The 16199-nt window shown below is 40.9% G+C and carries 18 protein-coding genes; 7 read left to right on the top strand and 11 right to left on the bottom strand.

Going from position 1 to position 16199, the window contains the following annotated elements; genetic code table 11:
- Positions 1-142: 142 nt before the first annotated feature.
- The gene (locus EC846_RS12140) at positions 143-493 is read left to right on the top strand and encodes a hypothetical protein (protein ID WP_123775302.1); all 351 of its coding nucleotides are present in this window, start codon (positions 143-145) and stop codon (positions 491-493) included.
- An 81-nt stretch (positions 494-574) separates the two neighbouring features.
- On the opposite strand, the gene EC846_RS12135 is transcribed toward EC846_RS12140, so the two are convergent.
- The gene (locus EC846_RS12135) at positions 575-1219 is read right to left on the bottom strand and encodes a ParA family protein (protein ID WP_004775966.1); all 645 of its coding nucleotides are present in this window, start codon (positions 1217-1219) and stop codon (positions 575-577) included.
- Positions 1220-1349: 130 nt separating this feature from the next.
- On the opposite strand from EC846_RS12135, the gene EC846_RS12130 reads away from it, so the two are divergent.
- Positions 1350-1817: a Holliday junction resolvase-like protein gene (locus EC846_RS12130; protein ID WP_004775965.1), complete on the top strand. Its 468-nt coding sequence runs from the start codon at positions 1350-1352 to the stop codon at positions 1815-1817.
- Here the strand turns inward: EC846_RS12130 and EC846_RS12125 are convergent.
- Complete coding sequence (locus EC846_RS12125; RefSeq protein ID WP_123775301.1) at positions 1814-2449, bottom strand: class I SAM-dependent methyltransferase; 636 nt, start codon at positions 2447-2449, stop codon at positions 1814-1816. The two genes, EC846_RS12130 and EC846_RS12125, sit on opposite strands and share 4 nt — an antisense overlap.
- A gap of 167 nt (positions 2450-2616) precedes the next feature.
- Here EC846_RS12125 and EC846_RS12120 point away from each other — a divergent pair, with 167 nt between their 5' ends.
- The gene (locus EC846_RS12120) at positions 2617-3180 is read left to right on the top strand and encodes a hypothetical protein (RefSeq protein ID WP_004775961.1); all 564 of its coding nucleotides are present in this window, start codon (positions 2617-2619) and stop codon (positions 3178-3180) included.
- Between the two features lie 61 nt (positions 3181-3241).
- On the opposite strand, the gene EC846_RS12115 is transcribed toward EC846_RS12120, so the two are convergent.
- On the bottom strand, positions 3242-3802 hold the full coding sequence (locus tag EC846_RS12115) for a hypothetical protein (protein WP_123775300.1): 561 nt from the start codon (positions 3800-3802) through the stop codon (positions 3242-3244).
- 19 nt (positions 3803-3821) lie between these two features.
- Positions 3822-4601, bottom strand: coding sequence for a class I SAM-dependent methyltransferase (locus EC846_RS12110; protein ID WP_047430419.1), 780 nt, complete (start codon positions 4599-4601; stop codon positions 3822-3824).
- 121 nt (positions 4602-4722) lie between these two features.
- Here EC846_RS12110 and EC846_RS12105 point away from each other — a divergent pair, with 121 nt between their 5' ends.
- Positions 4723-5997, top strand: coding sequence for a hypothetical protein (locus EC846_RS12105; protein ID WP_004775955.1), 1275 nt, complete (start codon positions 4723-4725; stop codon positions 5995-5997).
- 63 nt (positions 5998-6060) lie between these two features.
- Here the strand turns inward: EC846_RS12105 and EC846_RS12100 are convergent, their stop codons facing one another.
- Entirely contained in the window at positions 6061-6675 is a 615-nt protein-coding gene (locus EC846_RS12100; RefSeq protein WP_123775299.1) for a hypothetical protein, read from the bottom strand.
- A gap of 563 nt (positions 6676-7238) precedes the next feature.
- Here EC846_RS12100 and EC846_RS12095 point away from each other — a divergent pair.
- A complete protein-coding gene (locus EC846_RS12095) occupies positions 7239-7535 on the top strand; it encodes a hypothetical protein (RefSeq protein WP_123775298.1) in 297 nt (98 codons plus the stop codon).
- Between the two features lie 71 nt (positions 7536-7606).
- Positions 7607-8953, top strand: coding sequence for a S8 family peptidase (locus EC846_RS12090; protein ID WP_123775297.1), 1347 nt, complete (start codon positions 7607-7609; stop codon positions 8951-8953).
- Positions 8954-9049: 96 nt separating this feature from the next.
- Here EC846_RS12090 and EC846_RS12085 read toward each other — a convergent pair whose 3' ends face one another.
- Positions 9050-9454, bottom strand: a complete 405-nt coding sequence (locus EC846_RS12085; protein ID WP_004775950.1) for a hypothetical protein — start codon at positions 9452-9454, stop codon at positions 9050-9052.
- A 238-nt stretch (positions 9455-9692) separates the two neighbouring features.
- Between EC846_RS12085 and EC846_RS12080 the strand changes: the two genes are divergently transcribed.
- Entirely contained in the window at positions 9693-11189 is a 1497-nt protein-coding gene (locus EC846_RS12080) for a flavin-containing monooxygenase (protein WP_123775296.1), read from the top strand.
- A 49-nt stretch (positions 11190-11238) separates the two neighbouring features.
- Here the strand turns inward: EC846_RS12080 and EC846_RS12075 are convergent, their stop codons facing one another.
- The 5 genes from EC846_RS12075 to glyQ all read right to left on the bottom strand — a co-directional run bounded on the left by EC846_RS12075 (position 11239) and on the right by glyQ (position 16064).
- A complete protein-coding gene (locus tag EC846_RS12075; RefSeq protein WP_069578230.1) occupies positions 11239-11661 on the bottom strand; it encodes a hypothetical protein in 423 nt (140 codons plus the stop codon).
- 129 nt (positions 11662-11790) lie between these two features.
- Positions 11791-12090, bottom strand: coding sequence for an RsiV family protein (locus tag EC846_RS18620; protein WP_123775295.1), 300 nt, complete (start codon positions 12088-12090; stop codon positions 11791-11793).
- The gene (locus EC846_RS12065) at positions 12017-12934 is read right to left on the bottom strand and encodes a TIR domain-containing protein (RefSeq protein ID WP_123775294.1); all 918 of its coding nucleotides are present in this window, start codon (positions 12932-12934) and stop codon (positions 12017-12019) included. Before EC846_RS12065 ends, EC846_RS18620 begins: the two co-directional genes overlap by 74 nt.
- A 71-nt stretch (positions 12935-13005) precedes the next feature.
- Positions 13006-15075, bottom strand: coding sequence for a glycine--tRNA ligase subunit beta (gene glyS / locus EC846_RS12060; protein WP_123775293.1), 2070 nt, complete (start codon positions 15073-15075; stop codon positions 13006-13008).
- Entirely contained in the window at positions 15075-16064 is a 990-nt protein-coding gene (gene glyQ / locus EC846_RS12055; protein ID WP_004775941.1) for a glycine--tRNA ligase subunit alpha, read from the bottom strand. Before glyQ ends, glyS begins: the two co-directional genes overlap by 1 nt.
- Positions 16065-16199: the final 135 nt, after the last annotated feature.

The following is a 16199-nucleotide window of genomic DNA, read 5'->3' as shown; positions in this document are numbered from 1 at the left end:
CGTCACAGATGCATAAAATACATGAATTCACCTTAGCAACATTTGCTATCGAGTTTAATACAGGAGTCGGCAAAGAGTTACAAAGCATATTGTTAGATTAAATCCATCACGTATCCATAAATGAATTTTAAGGAGTAGTACGATGGCTTATTCAAATAATCAGAATCAATCACCTGAAAAAGCAGATCCGCATAATCAAGCAAAAGTGAATCCCAATGAGGCTTCCCAGCCCAATGACAACGTCACGAAGCTATTGAGTAACGATAAAGTCAGTTATCAAGAGGTTGAAGGGCTGACAGATACGGATCAATTACAACAGACCTTAGATCAGAGTGCTGCTTCTCAAAACCCTGAGGGCAGTCACGGTAATGAAAATATTCGTAAAGCGGTTGAAAACCTAGATCGCGATGAAATGAAGCATAACTTGAAAGATGAAAGTGCTGAAAAAGATGAGCCTAGCCCTAATCCAGCCCCTTTCATCACACCCGAATAAAAATCAATTTACTCTGAATAGATGAAGATTGAGAATCAAGTTTTTTACTTGTTCCATCAAGCTGAGATGGAACAAGTCGTTTTAGAACCATTCGCTTGGATCATCGACTAACTGGTTTAACACGGGTTGCCACTGGCTTTGGATACTGACAAAGTTTTTCTGGGTTTTATCAAAAATACTCAGGCCCTGCATGGCTAAGCTGCCATAGGCAGTACGTTCTGAAATCCATGCCACAGGTTCCTGTTCAATCTTGTTAAAGAAGTCCTGAATGTCTTTAGAGCTGGAACTGTTCGGTTTAACCCGATTGGCAATCAGCAGGATTTGTACCTTACCTTTACGGATACGTTTAATGTCTTGTAAATGCTTGAGGAAGCGACGGGTACTATCAATGTCAAAGAACGAAGGTTGCAGCGGTGTGACGATTGCATGCGCTTCACTGACTAGTTGTTCTGCATGCTCACCTGACAGGGCGCCGGGCGCATCAATAATTAAATAATCCAGATTTTTTGGTGCTTCACCAATTGATTTTTCATGTCGCCAATCTAGACTTTGAATGCCTGTCACGGTATCTGGACGCTGCTTTAACCATTGCAAAGATGATTTCTGATTGTCGGCATCGGCCAACGCGACCTTATAGCCTTTTTGTGATAATGCAGCAGCGAGCGTAATTGCTGTCATGGTCTTACCACAGCCACCTTTTTGATTTGCGATTAATATTGTCTTCATGAAATTAGATTTATTTAACTAGGCTCTCATATTCAACTATACCTTAGCATCTTTTTGCGTCGAATGTGTTACACATGACAAAAGTTTAATGTTGCAGTTAAATAGCTGCATTCAGGAAAAGGAATGTGTTATGTCGGTTTGGCTTGCAATGTTGATTGGTGGTTGTATAGGGGTTGTGATCACCACCATTATTCTGTCGAGTACCCGCAACGGTCGTGTGCAGGCAGAGTATGAAAAATATATTGCCGAGCTGGAACTAGAACATAAACAGGCTTTGCTGGATGCGCAGAAGCGAAGTGTCAATACCAGTCGTGCGGTCTTAAAAGGAAAAATGGCGGAACAATTTGCGCCGATCTTGCCCGAGTTCCAGTATTTACCAAGTGATGCCAAATTCCTCGGTGATCCAGTCGATTATGTGGTGTTTGATGGTTATACCGATTTCCGAGATGGCGATGGAACTGCCGAAGATATCGAAGTAATTCTGCTGGATATTAAAAGTGGCGGTGCACGCTTAAGCAAGGGACAGCAGGCCATTGCTCAAGCGGTACGTGAAGGGCGGATTCGTTTTGAAACCCTTAGAATCGATTTTGAAGACTAAAGCGGGATCTCTAATTTTTGTACCCGCGCCAATAACATCTTTTGTGCAATTGCAGGGATGCCTTCCGCATCAAAATATTGTTTTTCTATAAATTTAAATTTGGCTTGTAATAGATGTCGTTCAATATCGCGATTGAGGTGGCAACCATCTGCAATACGTTTCTGGATGGGTGTGAGTAAAGTTTGCAAGGACTGTATTTTCGCAGAGTCTGGATGTTTGACATGTTCAACCAGATGGAAGGTCCCCGTCGGTTTAAGCACACGATAGATTTCTGCAAGTGCCTGATCAAGTTGTGCAATACTACACAAAGTCCAGGTTGAGACCACATGATCCAGAGATGCATCTGCAAAGGGAAGTTTCTCTGCGCTAGATTGCACATGCTTGATAAAGAACGGCGCATGTTGAACTCGTTCCACCGCAAGCAGATAAATATCTGGATTGGGTTCCAAGGCATAGAGCGTGTCGACATTGCCATAGAAGGGAATATTCAGACCTGTACCAAAACCAATTTCGAGTATCTCTCCTTCAATCGGTAACAATAATTCACGACGTCGATCCATCAGACTCGCAGTTTGCATGACCTGATTAAGTAAGTGAGGAAATATATGACGCTGGTAAAATTGGTAAATCATGGAAATCCATTCGTTGATTCAAAATAAAAATAGGGTGACCGCACCACAAAAATATGACTAAAGTGAGTTTGATTGTTACTAAAAAAAGCACTTTTTTTCACCATCTAAGCATACTATGAAGAGAAGTGCTTTTCTAAGTTTTTCGTTATTTTGAGGATGATTGAGCCATGAAAAAACGTCTGTTGATGAGTTTATGCATGGTTGTTGCAATTGGGCAGACACATGCATCGACCAGTGGGGAAGAATACAATATTGCCAATGGTTTAGCGCCCGTTGTGAAATATCAATCGATTTCGGTACTGAAGCCTTTTGATGGGAACTTCCGTATTCTCGGTTCAAAAGTCTATCATGACGATGAGCAAGCCAAATTTTCTCCGATTGATTATGCGGTCAGTTTAGGACTTTTTGCTGACCCTCAGATCGCGCGGACGATTGATGTTCAACAGTATGACCGCTACCTGAACTGGAAAATGAAAACATTACCTGTTCCACCCGATCAGGCCATCAAAATGGTATCGAATATGCACATTATTCCTGCCAATCCAGAAATTGCCAAACAGATTAAACAGGTGAAGCGTGGTGATCTGGTGCAGTTAAAAGGCGAACTGGTCGAAATTCGTGATAAAGATCTGGTGTGGAAATCATCGCTTACCCCAGGTGGTGTGGGCGATGGTGCGTGTGAATTGTTCCGTGTCAGTTCAATTCAGTGGATTGAGAAACAGAATATTTAACTTGATCCCGTATTTAATAAAAAAAGAGGGCGCGAAATCCCTCTTTTTTTATGCATGTAAATTATTCTTCCTGTGCTTTGGTTTCAGCGGTCTGTGTGCTTCTCCAGTGATGTAACTGGCTTTGTGCATGTAGATATTCATTGAGCTGATTAACTTGCTGGTTGCTATCCGCTGTTGAAGTATTGGCCTGTTCTAAAACTTTAGCCTGCTGTTCCCAATAATCATAAAGCAAGCCTTGAATGTAACGGCCTTGCTCGGTTTTTAGTTCAAGATCTTTCAACATAGACAGGGCAGATTTGACATTGTCCTTTTGGCGTTGTTGTTCAAATTCTGGCGTTAAGGTATTGGCTTCTTTCATCTTCGCCAATTCCATTTCCATGCTATCGCTCATGTCGGTAAAACGACGGTCATAGTCATCCAGTATTGCAATATCGTGACCATCATCTGCGGTCGCAGGGAACTGTTTGATCGGCGTCTGGTTTAATTGACCAATCGTATCATTGGCTGAACTGCTTTGCTGCTCTTGTTGAGCAGTCGGTTGTTTATCTTTATTACATGCGCTCAAGAGCAGGGCTGAACTGAGCATACATGTCAGGGCAAATGTGGTTTTAATACTAGGCATGGATCAACTCGATAAATATTTAGTTTGCAGCTTTCTGAAAATGATAAGCAAAAGTGGTATAGGGGAAATCAATCTGATCTTGCGCAGTTAAGCCTGTAAAATCAAATACAATTTGTTCGAACTTTGCTTTTAACTGTTGTTGTTCTGCGACAGGCATGGCGGCAATAAAGCTGGTCGACAACAGACGCTTACTTACCACTTGCTCAACCGTGCCATGATGTTTTTGCTGGAAGGTCTGCAATTCCACAAAGTTAAATAGTTGCTGATGCTCAAACACCTGTTTCCATAACTCACTGTGATAACGTGGTGTATCACCTTCTAAAGGTGCAATTTCATCTGCCAGTGCTTGAACCCAATCAACCGTTGTGTCGCGTTGATTCCAGATCAGCCCTAAATGTCCCGATGGGGCCAGTACCCGATGCATTTCAGTTAATGTTTCAATATTCGCAAACCAGTGGAATGACTGGGCACACAAAATGGCATCAATTGAAGCATCTGCCAGCGGTAATTGATCGCTGGAAGCCTGAATACATTTCACCTGTGGATGGCTGTGCTGAAGCTGTTGTAACATTTCAGCGACAGGCTCAACTGCAATCACTTTTGCCTTGCTCTGTAACAGGTAGGGTAAGAATTTGCCAGTCCCCGAACCAAGGTCGATAACAGTGGAATTTTCACCTATTTGGAGGCGATCTTGCAGCCAAATGGCAATATCTTGCGGGTAACTGGGACGAACTTGCTGGTACAGTTCGGCACCTAAACTAAAGCCTTTTTGAGCGGCTGGGTGTAAGGATTGTGTCATCTTTTGCGCTTTTTAATCTGTCTTATCTCTATAAAATAAGATACTCCGCAATTATGGTTTGGCAAAGCCACCATTTGGTGACTTTTTGCTACAGACCTTGGATCAATTTTTCAGTGTGAGCATGGATAAGCAAATCGTATTTGAAGACGAACATATTCGCGTTATTTTTCTAAAAGGTTCAAGTAACACTTTAGTGGTTTCGTTCGGAGATTTAATTAGTCGCGCCAAAGGAATGTCCATTAATGCTGAAAAATCATTAATAAAATATCAATACAATGTCCTTGGCATTATGCCAAAACAAAAATCATGGTTTCCTAAAAGCAGCATGCTTCAGATGCAGCAACAGATTCTGCCAATTTTGCAGCAATTCAAAGAAATTGTGGGCTATGGCGGGTCAATGGGGGGCTATGCTGCAATTAAATATTCCAACCTGTTGAATATGCAAAAAGTGGTGGCTTTTGTCCCACAATATTCAATTGATCCAGATGTCGTTCAAGATCGCCGTTATGCAGAGTTTTTTGATGCAAGTATTCATCAAGACATGCAGATTCAGGCCGATGAAGTGGATGCATCACGTGAATACATTATTGTTTACGATCCTTACTTTGCCGAAGATAAAGAGCATTTCTTAAAGATTCAGCCTTTATTGCCGAATATGCATGTCATTCATTTGCCATTTACTGGTCATGAGGCACTTTCGGTTCTGGCAAGTTCACAATTGCTCAATGATTTTGTTGAAAAACCTTTTGAAATTACTTATTTCTACAAGCGTGTTCGGGAAGTCAAAAAGCAAAGTAAATTCTATTATCGTCATGTGCTGGATGCCTTGCTGGCAAGACATCATCATGCCTTATTAAAGATTTTAGAAAATAATGAGTTTGAACTGGATGAACGCTATTTTGATGCGATCATGAAGCAAAAGCTGGTTCAGCAATTATTTAATCTTAAGCAGGGCACAGAACAGAACCTGCATAAGCTCGGGATTCAGCCGCATTTCGTGCAACAGGCAGGTAGCTCAAAGCCAACCGTCATGACGGCTCAGGAGACCTGTCTGGTCTTTAATCTGGTGAGCTTGAAACTAGAGAGTTATCGTCCAGATACGCTTGCAGCCAATCTGAACTATCTTGTTCCGTTAAAAGTCACAGCCAATGCATTGGTGGAACTTGAACTGAATAATGAAAATTATTTATTGACCATGAATGACCGTGGTATTCACAAGCTGGTAAAAGTCGGCGAAGCCTTGGCTTTAGACCAGTCACCACTGGTGTTTAAACGCTATGCAGAGTTTTGTAGCATCAGCTATAAGCAACTGACATTAAGCTGTGATGAACAGGGATTCAGTCATTTTGTTGAAAATAATGTGGATGAGCAGACCAAGCTACAGTTATGTAACTAGATCTTTTCCATAAAAAAAGCCCTTTGCATTGCAAAGGGCTTTTTTTAGAACGGACTTAAAGGATTAGTTTGCACCAATTTTTGCGTTGGTATTTACATTGGCATTCACGCCTAGAACTTTCACACCAACATTTGCACCTGTTTGAAGGCCTTTCTTATCTGCATTCAAGCCAGTTTGGGCATTCACACCAGAAGTTTTACCATTCACCTGCGCTTGTGCATTGGTTTGCGCACCTAAATTTAACGATTTAGGTTGGCTAGATGCTTTTTTGTCTTCAATACGCTTTTTGACATTTGCAGTGGTATCGGCTGCAAACTCTTTACCATCAACGGCTTTGTCTACCGCATAATCTTTTGTATTTTTAACTGCTTCACCAGTTTTGTTCACGACATGTGAACCAATGTGGGTCGCTGTTCCAACAGTTTTTTGAGTTGCTGTTACGCCTGTATTTACAGCGGCATGTCCTACATTATGTGCAGTATGACCTACGCCTTGTGCCACGTGACCTACGCCTTGAGCAGTATTTTTTACTGCGCCAGTCACACCCTTAAGCAAGCCACCAGATTGAACATTGACTTGAGCTGAGCCATTCGCGTTTACCTCAGCGCTCTGTGCAAAAACAGAAGCAGAAGCGAGGATACTTGTTGTCACGATAGCTGTTTTGATCATTTTTTTCATTGCGATTTCCTTAGCGATGTACCGTAAAGTGGTACTTCATTAACGCCATTGCATCATAGCGAGCTAAAAAGTAGAAATGTGTGATTTTCATCAAAAATTACAACCAGATTACAGCTCAAACACACTTTAGATAGAAATTGTGAAGATTGATTACGGGAATAAAAATATGAAAAATATAGTTTTTATATGAATTTAAATAATTGTAAATATTGATGTTTATTTAATTTTTAAAATAATAATTTAGTAATTTATGAACAGTTATTCTAAATTTATTTCATAGTTTAGAATAATAAATATACAAATTAAGGATATCTAAATAATATAAAAAAGATTAAAAAATGAGAAGAAGCACAACTTATTCATGTTTGAACCTGCTTCGTCGGCATAATAATTTTTTATCTTTAAGGAGCTTTATTTTTTATCCTGCATCTGTTGATGGAGGGCATCTGTTATTTTTATTTGAAGACTAAAACGGGAGTGGCAGTCAGTTTCTAAAGAATAATTGTATTAAATAGAAGAAGTAAAACCCAAATCTTGGCGAGTATGAGGCGCTGGAGAACAGAATGAAAAAGATGGCAGCATTTTTACTGGTTTTAATTGGACTAGGTATGGTGGCGATGTATTTACAACCAACCAAGTCAATGGTGAATACCACGGTTTATCAAGAGCGTCCGAGTCATTCGGAAACAACCCAAATACAAGAAATGGAGGTAAAAACCAAACAAGCAACCAATTCAACGCTAGACAACCTATCGGATACTTCTCAAAAAGAACCAGAATTTTATGACACGAAAAGTGATCCTTCGCTACAGCCGATTGATCCAGCGACTGATCCTGCAAACGAAATTAAACAGCTTTAAATCATCAGGGTTTCTTTTTAAGAAACCAGACAATAAAACCATTCTTAATTTGAGAATGATGGAGATGAAAAGTGAACAATAAAATTTTAATATTTATCGGTTTATCTGTTTTTTGTATAACGACAACCTCTGCTGCAACACTCAACTCGGCTCAGCTTAAACAGCGATTCAGCGCTGCTGCTGTCAACAAAATCACCCAAGGAAAAATTGATATTAATGCATTGGTGAGCAATGAATCGAATGACTTAATTATTGAATATGATCTTAATACTGAAAATACGCTGTCAGATCCAGCACAGCGAGATTTTATTGCGGATAGTAAAAATCGATTTAAAAATAGATGGATCAGAACCGCAGGTTTTCAGACGCTGCGAGAATTTAATGGTTTGCCTTTGGGTTTATACCGGATTCAAAATCGGGAAACACTGGCTCAAATTTTAAATGACCCTATGGTAAAAGGGATTTATCCCAACCGTAGAAATACGACCACCACGATTGAAAGTTTAGCTTTAATTAACCAGCCGCAAGCAGCAAACAATGGCTTTACAGGTGCGGGAACCAGCGTGGCAGTGATTGATACAGGTGTGAATTATAAGCATGCTGACTTTGGCTGTACTGCGGTCAATACACCAGCTTCAAGCTGTCGGGTCGTTTATAGTTTTGATAGTGCACCGAATGATAATCAACTCGACAATGATGGGCATGGCAGTAATGTTTCAGGCATTGTGGCAAAAGTAGCACCTCAAACCAAGATTATTGGTATTGATGCGTTTCGAACAGTTGTGACCAATGGGCAACAACAGAATATTGCCTATGACAGTGATATTCTGGCTGGATTGAATTGGACGGTCAATAATGCAAGAACTTATAACATTAAAGCGGTTAACCTGAGTTTAAGTGTTCCTGGACGTAAATATACGTCTGAATGCCGCAATAGTAGTTATAGTACCGCTTTTTCCAGAGCACGGAATGCGGGTGTCGTTCCTGTCGTTGCTGCGGGGAATGATGCCTTTGCCGATGGTATTGCTTCGCCTGCGTGTGTGGCTGGTGCAGTACGGGTTGGTGCAGTTTATGATGCAAATCTGGGCTCAATCAAGGCATCTGTGTGCAACGATACTACGACTCAGGCAGACCAGATTACGTGCTTTAGTAATGGTGGCTCTCTGGTCACACTTGTTGCGCCGGGCGCGATGATTACAGCAGGTGGTTATCGGATGGGAGGAACATCACAAGCCACCCCGCATGTCGCGGGCGCAATTGCTGTATTGCGAGCAAATAATGTAAGACCATCAGAAACAATTAACCAGACCATTAACCGTTTAAAGGCAACAGGTAAAACTGTCAGGGATGCACGAACAGGCTTAATTTTTCCACGTCTCGATTTACTCGCGGCAACCAGTGGACTCAGTCTGAATTAAACTTATTTTATAAGTTAAAGATTGATCCCAAGCATCGTTTAAAAGCCCTCACTCGTTACAGCTCGTAGTCACCAGTGTAACGAGTTTTTTATGGAATTAATGACACTGTGCCAGATTATTCGCACTGAAATTACTTTGCAGTTTCTTGAAATTTGCTTGTACAGCAGGATCATCAATGTCAAAAGCTGTTGAGGTGTTGGCTGAAACAAGCGTGGTATGTTGGGTCGATGAACTCGCTGAAATTAATCCTGAATGGTTAAAGGTCCAGTGCTCTATCGCTTGCCCACCATCGAAATATCCAGTGAATTCAATAACGCAATTTTTGTCCTGTTTCATCAGTTTCGCAATATTGCCTTCTGTTGTTGGAGAAGCACCAATATTTTTAACCTGTTCCAGACTTTGCGCTGAACTTGGATTCGGAGTCTGAAAAGTGGAGCAAGCTGTGAAACTCATTCCACCAAATATCGAAATAAAAATAATTTTAAATGGGCGATGCATCATGGGCAAAATTCCAGTCCTATGAAATTATCATTTTAGTGTGTGGCCTAGGGGCGTGAAGTTCAATGCATGTTTTGAGATAACACTGTAAATTTTAAGCTTATTTTTTTAAATAAATCCAATAGTAATGCTGCTTAGCAAATTGTGTCAGAAATGACCTGATAAAAGACCTGTCTTGATAATGAACATGCTGTGGGTTAATGCCATAGTGTTGTCGATATAAAAAGAGGGAAAAGAGCGCATGAATATGAAATCGAAGGCTATACCGTTTCATCGGGTCATCGTCATTGGTGGTGGTTTTGCGGGATTAGGGGCCGCGATCAAACTGAAAGAAGCAGGCATTCATGATTTTATCTTGCTTGAGAAAGCGGATGAGCTGGGTGGCGTATGGCGTGAAAATACCTATCCCGGTTGTGCCTGTGATGTGCCTTCGGCGTTATATTCCTATTCTTTTGAACCGAATCCTTCGTGGAGTCGAGTGTTCGCTGGACAGGCTGAAATCAAACAATATTTGCAAAATACCGCACAGAAATATCAGGTACTGCCGCATGTCTATTTTCAGCATGAGGCATTGGCAGCAAGCTGGTCAGATCAACAACAATGCTGGATTGTGCGTACCAATCAAGGCGAGTTTCATGCACAGTTTGCGATTATGGCATGTGGCCCGATGCATGAGCCTGTCATTCCTGATGTGAACGGATTAAAAGACTTTAAAGGGGAAATTTTCCATTCTTCGCGTTGGCGGCATGATCTGGATTTAACTGGGAAACGCGTGGCTGTGATAGGTACAGGCGCATCTGCCATTCAGTTTATTCCCCAGATTCAACCTTTGGTAAAGCAACTGACTGTCTTTCAACGAACACCACACTGGGTTTTGCCGAAGTCGGATATGCCTTTGCCTCGTCCAATCCAGACAGTTTTTAAATATCTACCTGTGGCCCAATCTCTGATGCGCGGTTCGGTATACGGCATTTTTGAGACGCTGAATGGCGGGTTGCAAAGTAATGCAGCGATGCAGCAAGTACAACGTATTGCTGAATTTCACATTAAACAGGGAATTAAAGATGCTGAATTACGCCGTAAAGTCACGCCGAATTATGTGATTGGTTGCAAGCGTATTCTCCAGTCCAATGAATGGTATCCTGCTTTGGCACAACCGAATGTTGAAGTGGTGGCTGCTGGTCTAAGTGAAGTTAAAGGCAATCGATTATTTGCCAGTGATGGTCGCAGCGTAGAGGCAGATGTCATTATTCTCGGGACAGGTTTTGAAGTGGCTGAACCACCAATTGCCCAACGCGTCTTTAACCGTCATGGTCAAAGCATGTCAGAGGTTTGGCAGGGCAGTCCAGAAGGTTATATGGGAACGATGGTGGCTGACTGTCCAAATGGATTTTTGATGTTTGGGCCAAATATTGCGGTGAGTTCTTCGGCATTTATTATTATCGAAGCGCAACTCGCCTATATTATTGATGCGCTCAAACAGGCGATTCAGCAAAATATTCAAACCATTGAGCCTGATCCTGTGCGGATGGCTCAGTTTAATCAACGTGTGCAAAACGCTTTAAAAACCACGGTCTGGAATAAAGGTGGTTGTCAGAGTTATTTCATTGATCGTAATGGACGCAATAGTACGGTATGGCCGTGGACGACGTTTAAGATGCGCCAGCAACTCAGTCATTTTAATTTAAATGAATACCTGATTGATCGTCAGGTCGAGCCACAGACCGAGCCTGTTTAAGCTAAAGCAAGATAGACAAAACCTCTAGTTTAGCTAGAGGTTTTTTTGATTAATTCGATGAAGGTTGACTGAGTCCAGCACGCTCAATTGGAACATTTCCTTCATTGGTCCCGACGACTGCATCTTTAGTGTCTTGCCATTTTTTAGCCGTAAATTGTTTGGCTTTCTCTGCTTGTGTTTGAACAACTTCAGATTGTTCTTCAGTATATTTCTTAGTGTCTTGCCATCTTTCACTGATCTTTTGAGATGTGTTTTCAGATGCACCTTGAATAGAGTTGCCTAAATTCTGCATGCCTTTACCTGTTTTATAAAGTAATACACGACCGATACTTGGGTTGTCGCCATAAGGCATCGCTTTTTCAGGTTCTGCATTCGACACAGTTGTTGTGGTGTTTGCTGTATCTGCTGCCCAGAGAGAAGACGAGGCCGCGAGTGCAGTGGTTAAACATAAGAGTTGTACTTTATTCATCATCTTTTCTGTCCTTTCAGCGATAGTGTCGCAATCGAGATTTTATATCTTATCGTTCGGTAGAAGAAAAGAGTGGGGATGATACAAAATTTTGTAATTATGTTTAGATGAAATGCATTTATGACGTATTTTTTAAGATTCATCTATTTGAATTAATGAAAAAAGATTGTCTTTTTCTTTATTAAAAAATTTAGTTAAACGATAAAAAGGTATATCAACAATAAAATCTCCAAATGCATAGGCTGTAACGGAGTAAGGTGCGAAATAAATTTCTAGACGATTTTCTTTAATTAAAATATTGGTTGAGTCGATAGCTTCACATCCATCTTTAATCCATTCTTCATTTATATCATCACTTTCAGCGCGATAGGATATTTGGGCTATTAAATCGTTTACACAATAATCTTTTATATATTTTGAGTAAATCTTCATTAAAAATTTGTAAGGGATTAACTAATATTGATTTATTATCTTTTATGAAATAATGATGGCATGAAAAACAATGGTTGCCGTGAGCACCACCTGTATAAGCATAATGGGTAAAAACTAGACTAATAAAATTTGATCTTATGTAGCCGATATCTCCACTTAGCGATACATCAAATATATCTTGATAAGTGGGTAAATTATCTGGTCTTTCAATATCAAGAGGTTTTTCAAAACATCTGCTTCTTAATAACGATAATTTAGTTAATACTTCGGCATAAATAAGTTCATTCGTTTCTTTGAAACTATCATTTGCTGATTTAACAACAGGATAGCTACTGTTAAATTCATATCCATTTAGAGATTCAAGCTTTTCGGAAATTTCTCTTAATTCTACTTTGGGCTTCGTTATATCTTTATTGATTTGATCAATATTCCTTTGCTGTGCGGCTAATTCTAGCGAGCGAAGTACTTTACTCCAAGCTTTGCCCGTCAGATCTCTATAAATATTTATAAATTGAATTTCAGATGAAATAAATTGAGGTACTGTACATGTATCTAATTGAATAGGAATAAGATAGATAAAGTTTTCTGGAAATTCTTTACGTTTATCAATAAAGTATTTCCATTCACGTTGTACATATCCAATTTTAGATACACTATCAGACGACATGAATATTAATACTATATCAGTGTCTTTCATATTTGCTTTTAAACATTCATCCCATGCTTGTCCAGGCAATAGGTCATGTTCATCCATCCAAGGATCAAAATTTTTTCTCTTTAATTCTTCATAGCATTCTAGGATAAAATCTTTATCTTCTTTCGCGTAACTAAGAAATACTTTCATAATAATTTATAATAAAAAACCCCACTAAATATATAGCGGGGTTTATTTAAAAGATCAAGTGTTATAGCTACTTAACCCTGCAACACACTTACATCCGCAATTGCCGTGAATAAATCACGTAGTTGAGCGAGTAAACGTAAACGGTTAGCTTTTAACTCTGCATTATCTGCCATCACCATTACACCTTCAAAGAAGGCATCGATTGGTGCACGAAGCGCAGCGAGCTTAGATAAGGCTTCTGTATAGTTACGTGTAGCAAGCAATGGTTGAACCACAGGCGTCAATGCTTGAAGTTCTGCATAAAGTGCTTTTTCAGCAGCTTCTACCAGATTCGCTTCAACCACAGCACCTTCAGGCGTTGCTTCTTTAGCAAGAATATTAGCAACACGTTTATTTGCCGCAGCCAATGCAGCCGCTTCTGGTAAGGTACGGAAATGATTGACCGCATTCACACGCTTGTCAAAATCCAGTGGAGATTTTGGCGCAAGCGCTTGAACCGCCTGAATCACATCAACTGCAACGCCTTGATCTTCATACTTGGCACGGTAACGGCCTTCAAGGAAAGCAACTGCATCGGTACGTGTCTTGTCATGATCTTTGATGATGTCGCCATAACCTTGCAATGCAAAGTTCACCAATTCTTCAATGGTAATGTCTAACTCATTTTCAATGATTAAACGCAAGATACCGATTGCAGAACGACGCAATGCAAATGGATCTTTCGAACCTGTTGGTGCTTGACCAATACCGAAAATACCGACCAATGTATCTAAACGATCCGCAAGGGCAATGGTTGTACCTGTATTGGTTTGCGGCAATACATCGCCTGCAAACTTAGGTAAATACTGCTCACCTAACGCTTCAGCAACTTCATGATTCTCACCTTCAAGGCGAGCATAGTAAGTGCCTGCGATCCCTTGAAGTTCTGGGAATTCACCCACAAGCTCAGAGGTTAAGTCGCATTTAGCCAATAATGCTGCTTTTTCTGCATCAGCTGCATTTGCACCTGTAATTGGTGACAATGCCACAGCCAGTTTCGCAATACGTTCAGATTTATTCCAAAGCGTACCCAACTGTGCCTGAAAGACCATGTTGGCTAATTTGTCTTTACGAGACGCAAGCGGTTGCTTTTGGTCTTGTAAGAAGAAGAATTCGGCATCAGACAAACGAGGACGTACAACTTTCTCATTTCCTTCAATAATTTGAGTCGGATCTTTCGACTCAATATTTGAAACGGTAATGAAGTAAGGCTGTAATTTACCTTCGGCATTGATTAAACAGAAATACTTCTGGTTATCCTGCATGGTGGTAATCAAGGCTTCTTGCGGAACAGCCAAATAACGCTCTTCGAAAGTTGCACGTAAAGCCACAGGCCATTCAACCAAGCTAGTCACTTCATCAAGTAAGTCTGCTGGTACAATTGCAGTCGCATTGACTTCATCTGCCAATGTCTTCACTTGTGCTTGAATCGTGGTTTGACGCTTTTCAAAATCAGCAACGACATACGCTTTTTCTAAGGTTGCCAAGTAGTCATTTGCATGCGCCAAAGTCACAGCTTCAGGTGCATGGAAACGGTGACCATACGTCACATTACCTGTTTTATGATCTTGAATGGTTGCATCAATGACTTGAGCATCTTTTAGTAACACGACCCATTTTACTGGACGCACGAATTCAGTACGGCTTGCCGCTGAACGCATACGTTTTGCGATTGGTAAGTTATCCAATGCAGCCTGTAAAATTTGCGGTAGTAAAACGTCAAGGCTTTGACCTTTGACATCTTTCAGGAAGCATACTTTTTCAACTTTACCTGCTTGGAAAGTTGAAAGCTGATCAACTGTAATGCCTTGACCGCGCATAAAGCCTTCCAGTGCTTTGGTCGGTTTGCCTTCAGCATCATAGGCAGCTTGTACAGCAGGGCCGTCAAAACGTTTTTGTGTATCTGCTTGAGCCGCATCGATATCAACAATTTTCAATGCTAAACGACGTGGTGCAGCATAGGCTTCGATAGCGGCGAAATTTAAGCCTGCATCTTTTAAGCCTTTTTCAGTTTCTGCTTTGAGTGCATCACGTAAGGTTTTTAAGCTTTTCGGTGGAAGTTCTTCACAGCCAAGTTCGAATAAAACTGTATGCTTCGTCATTATTTATTCTCCTTCGCTTTTTCAGCTTGGGCTGCTTCTGCCTCAACTTGTGCTTTGAGTTGAGCCAATACTTCATCACGCAAATGTGGTTCTGCCATTGGGAAACCAAGTTTGGCACGGGCAGCCACATAACTTTGTGCAATTGAACGCGCCAAAGTACGAACACGTAAAATATAACGTTGACGTTCAGTCACAGAAATCGCACCACGTGCATCGAGCAAGTTAAAGCAATGTGATGCTTTGATCACTTGTTCGTAGGCTGGAAGTGGCAATTCAGCTTCGATTAAACGAGAGGCTTCGGCTTCATAGAAGTCGAATAATTCAAACATTTTATCGACTGGTGCATATTCGAAGTTATAGGTTGATTGCTCAACTTCGTTTTGATGGAATACATCACCGTAAGTTACTGTACCGAATTGACCTTTGGTCCAAACCAGATCGTAAACTGAGTCTACACCTTGCAGGTACATTGCCAGACGTTCTAAGCCGTAAGTGATCTCACCTGTGACTGGGTAACATTCAATACCACCCACTTGCTGGAAGTAAGTGAACTGAGTCACTTCCATACCATTTAACCAGACTTCCCAACCTAAGCCCCAAGCGCCAAGTGTTGGAGATTCCCAGTTATCTTCCACGAAACGAATGTCGTGTGTCAGCGTATCAATGCCGATTGCTTTTAATGAATCGAGATAAAGCTGCTGGATATTATCCGGGTTTGGCTTAAGCACCACTTGGAACTGATAGTAGTGTTGTAAACGGTTTGGGTTCTCGCCATAACGACCGTCTTTCGGGCGACGTGAAGGTTGAACGTAAGCCGCGTTCCAGGTTTCTGGCCCTAAAGCACGTAAGAAGGTTGCAGTGTGGAATGTCCCTGCGCCCATTTCCATATCATATGGTTGTAATACGACGCAGCCTTGCTCCGCCCAATAGTTTTGTAGGGCAAGAATCAAGCCCTGAAATGTGTCAATATGCGATATAGCACGACTCATGGTGCATCCACTGGAATCAAACAAAAATTGTGGTTAAGTATAAGGATTTTGGGGAGGAGTGGCAAAGGGAAGAAAGTGGTTAATGCATGTTATATTGCTTCAATGAAGTTGGAATTTGAAAAAATTGGATAACTA

The organism is Acinetobacter sp. BIGb0102, from assembly GCF_003815055.1.
Taxonomy (GTDB): domain Bacteria; phylum Pseudomonadota; class Gammaproteobacteria; order Pseudomonadales; family Moraxellaceae; genus Acinetobacter; species Acinetobacter vivianii.
The sequence above is the reverse complement of the archived record's forward strand: the minus strand, read 5'-3'. Positions and strand labels throughout refer to the sequence as shown.

Coding starts and splice junctions, on each gene's coding strand:
- EC846_RS12140 (WP_123775302.1), top strand. CDS start 143: ATGGCTTATTCAAATAATCAGAATCAATCACCTGAAAAAGCAGATCCG.
- EC846_RS12135 (WP_004775966.1), bottom strand. CDS start 1,219: ATGAAGACAATATTAATCGCAAATCAAAAAGGTGGCTGTGGTAAGACC.
- EC846_RS12130 (WP_004775965.1), top strand. CDS start 1,350: ATGTCGGTTTGGCTTGCAATGTTGATTGGTGGTTGTATAGGGGTTGTG.
- EC846_RS12125 (WP_123775301.1), bottom strand. CDS start 2,449: ATGATTTACCAATTTTACCAGCGTCATATATTTCCTCACTTACTTAAT.
- EC846_RS12120 (WP_004775961.1), top strand. CDS start 2,617: ATGAAAAAACGTCTGTTGATGAGTTTATGCATGGTTGTTGCAATTGGG.
- EC846_RS12115 (WP_123775300.1), bottom strand. CDS start 3,802: ATGCCTAGTATTAAAACCACATTTGCCCTGACATGTATGCTCAGTTCA.
- EC846_RS12110 (WP_047430419.1), bottom strand. CDS start 4,601: ATGACACAATCCTTACACCCAGCCGCTCAAAAAGGCTTTAGTTTAGGT.
- EC846_RS12105 (WP_004775955.1), top strand. CDS start 4,723: ATGGATAAGCAAATCGTATTTGAAGACGAACATATTCGCGTTATTTTT.
- EC846_RS12100 (WP_123775299.1), bottom strand. CDS start 6,675: ATGAAAAAAATGATCAAAACAGCTATCGTGACAACAAGTATCCTCGCT.
- EC846_RS12095 (WP_123775298.1), top strand. CDS start 7,239: ATGAAAAAGATGGCAGCATTTTTACTGGTTTTAATTGGACTAGGTATG.
- EC846_RS12085 (WP_004775950.1), bottom strand. CDS start 9,454: ATGATGCATCGCCCATTTAAAATTATTTTTATTTCGATATTTGGTGGA.
- EC846_RS12080 (WP_123775296.1), top strand. CDS start 9,693: ATGAATATGAAATCGAAGGCTATACCGTTTCATCGGGTCATCGTCATT.
- EC846_RS12075 (WP_069578230.1), bottom strand. CDS start 11,661: ATGATGAATAAAGTACAACTCTTATGTTTAACCACTGCACTCGCGGCC.
- EC846_RS18620 (WP_123775295.1), bottom strand. CDS start 12,090: ATGAAGATTTACTCAAAATATATAAAAGATTATTGTGTAAACGATTTA.
- EC846_RS12065 (WP_123775294.1), bottom strand. CDS start 12,934: ATGAAAGTATTTCTTAGTTACGCGAAAGAAGATAAAGATTTTATCCTA.
- glyS (WP_123775293.1), bottom strand. CDS start 15,075: ATGACGAAGCATACAGTTTTATTCGAACTTGGCTGTGAAGAACTTCCA.
- glyQ (WP_004775941.1), bottom strand. CDS start 16,064: ATGAGTCGTGCTATATCGCATATTGACACATTTCAGGGCTTGATTCTT.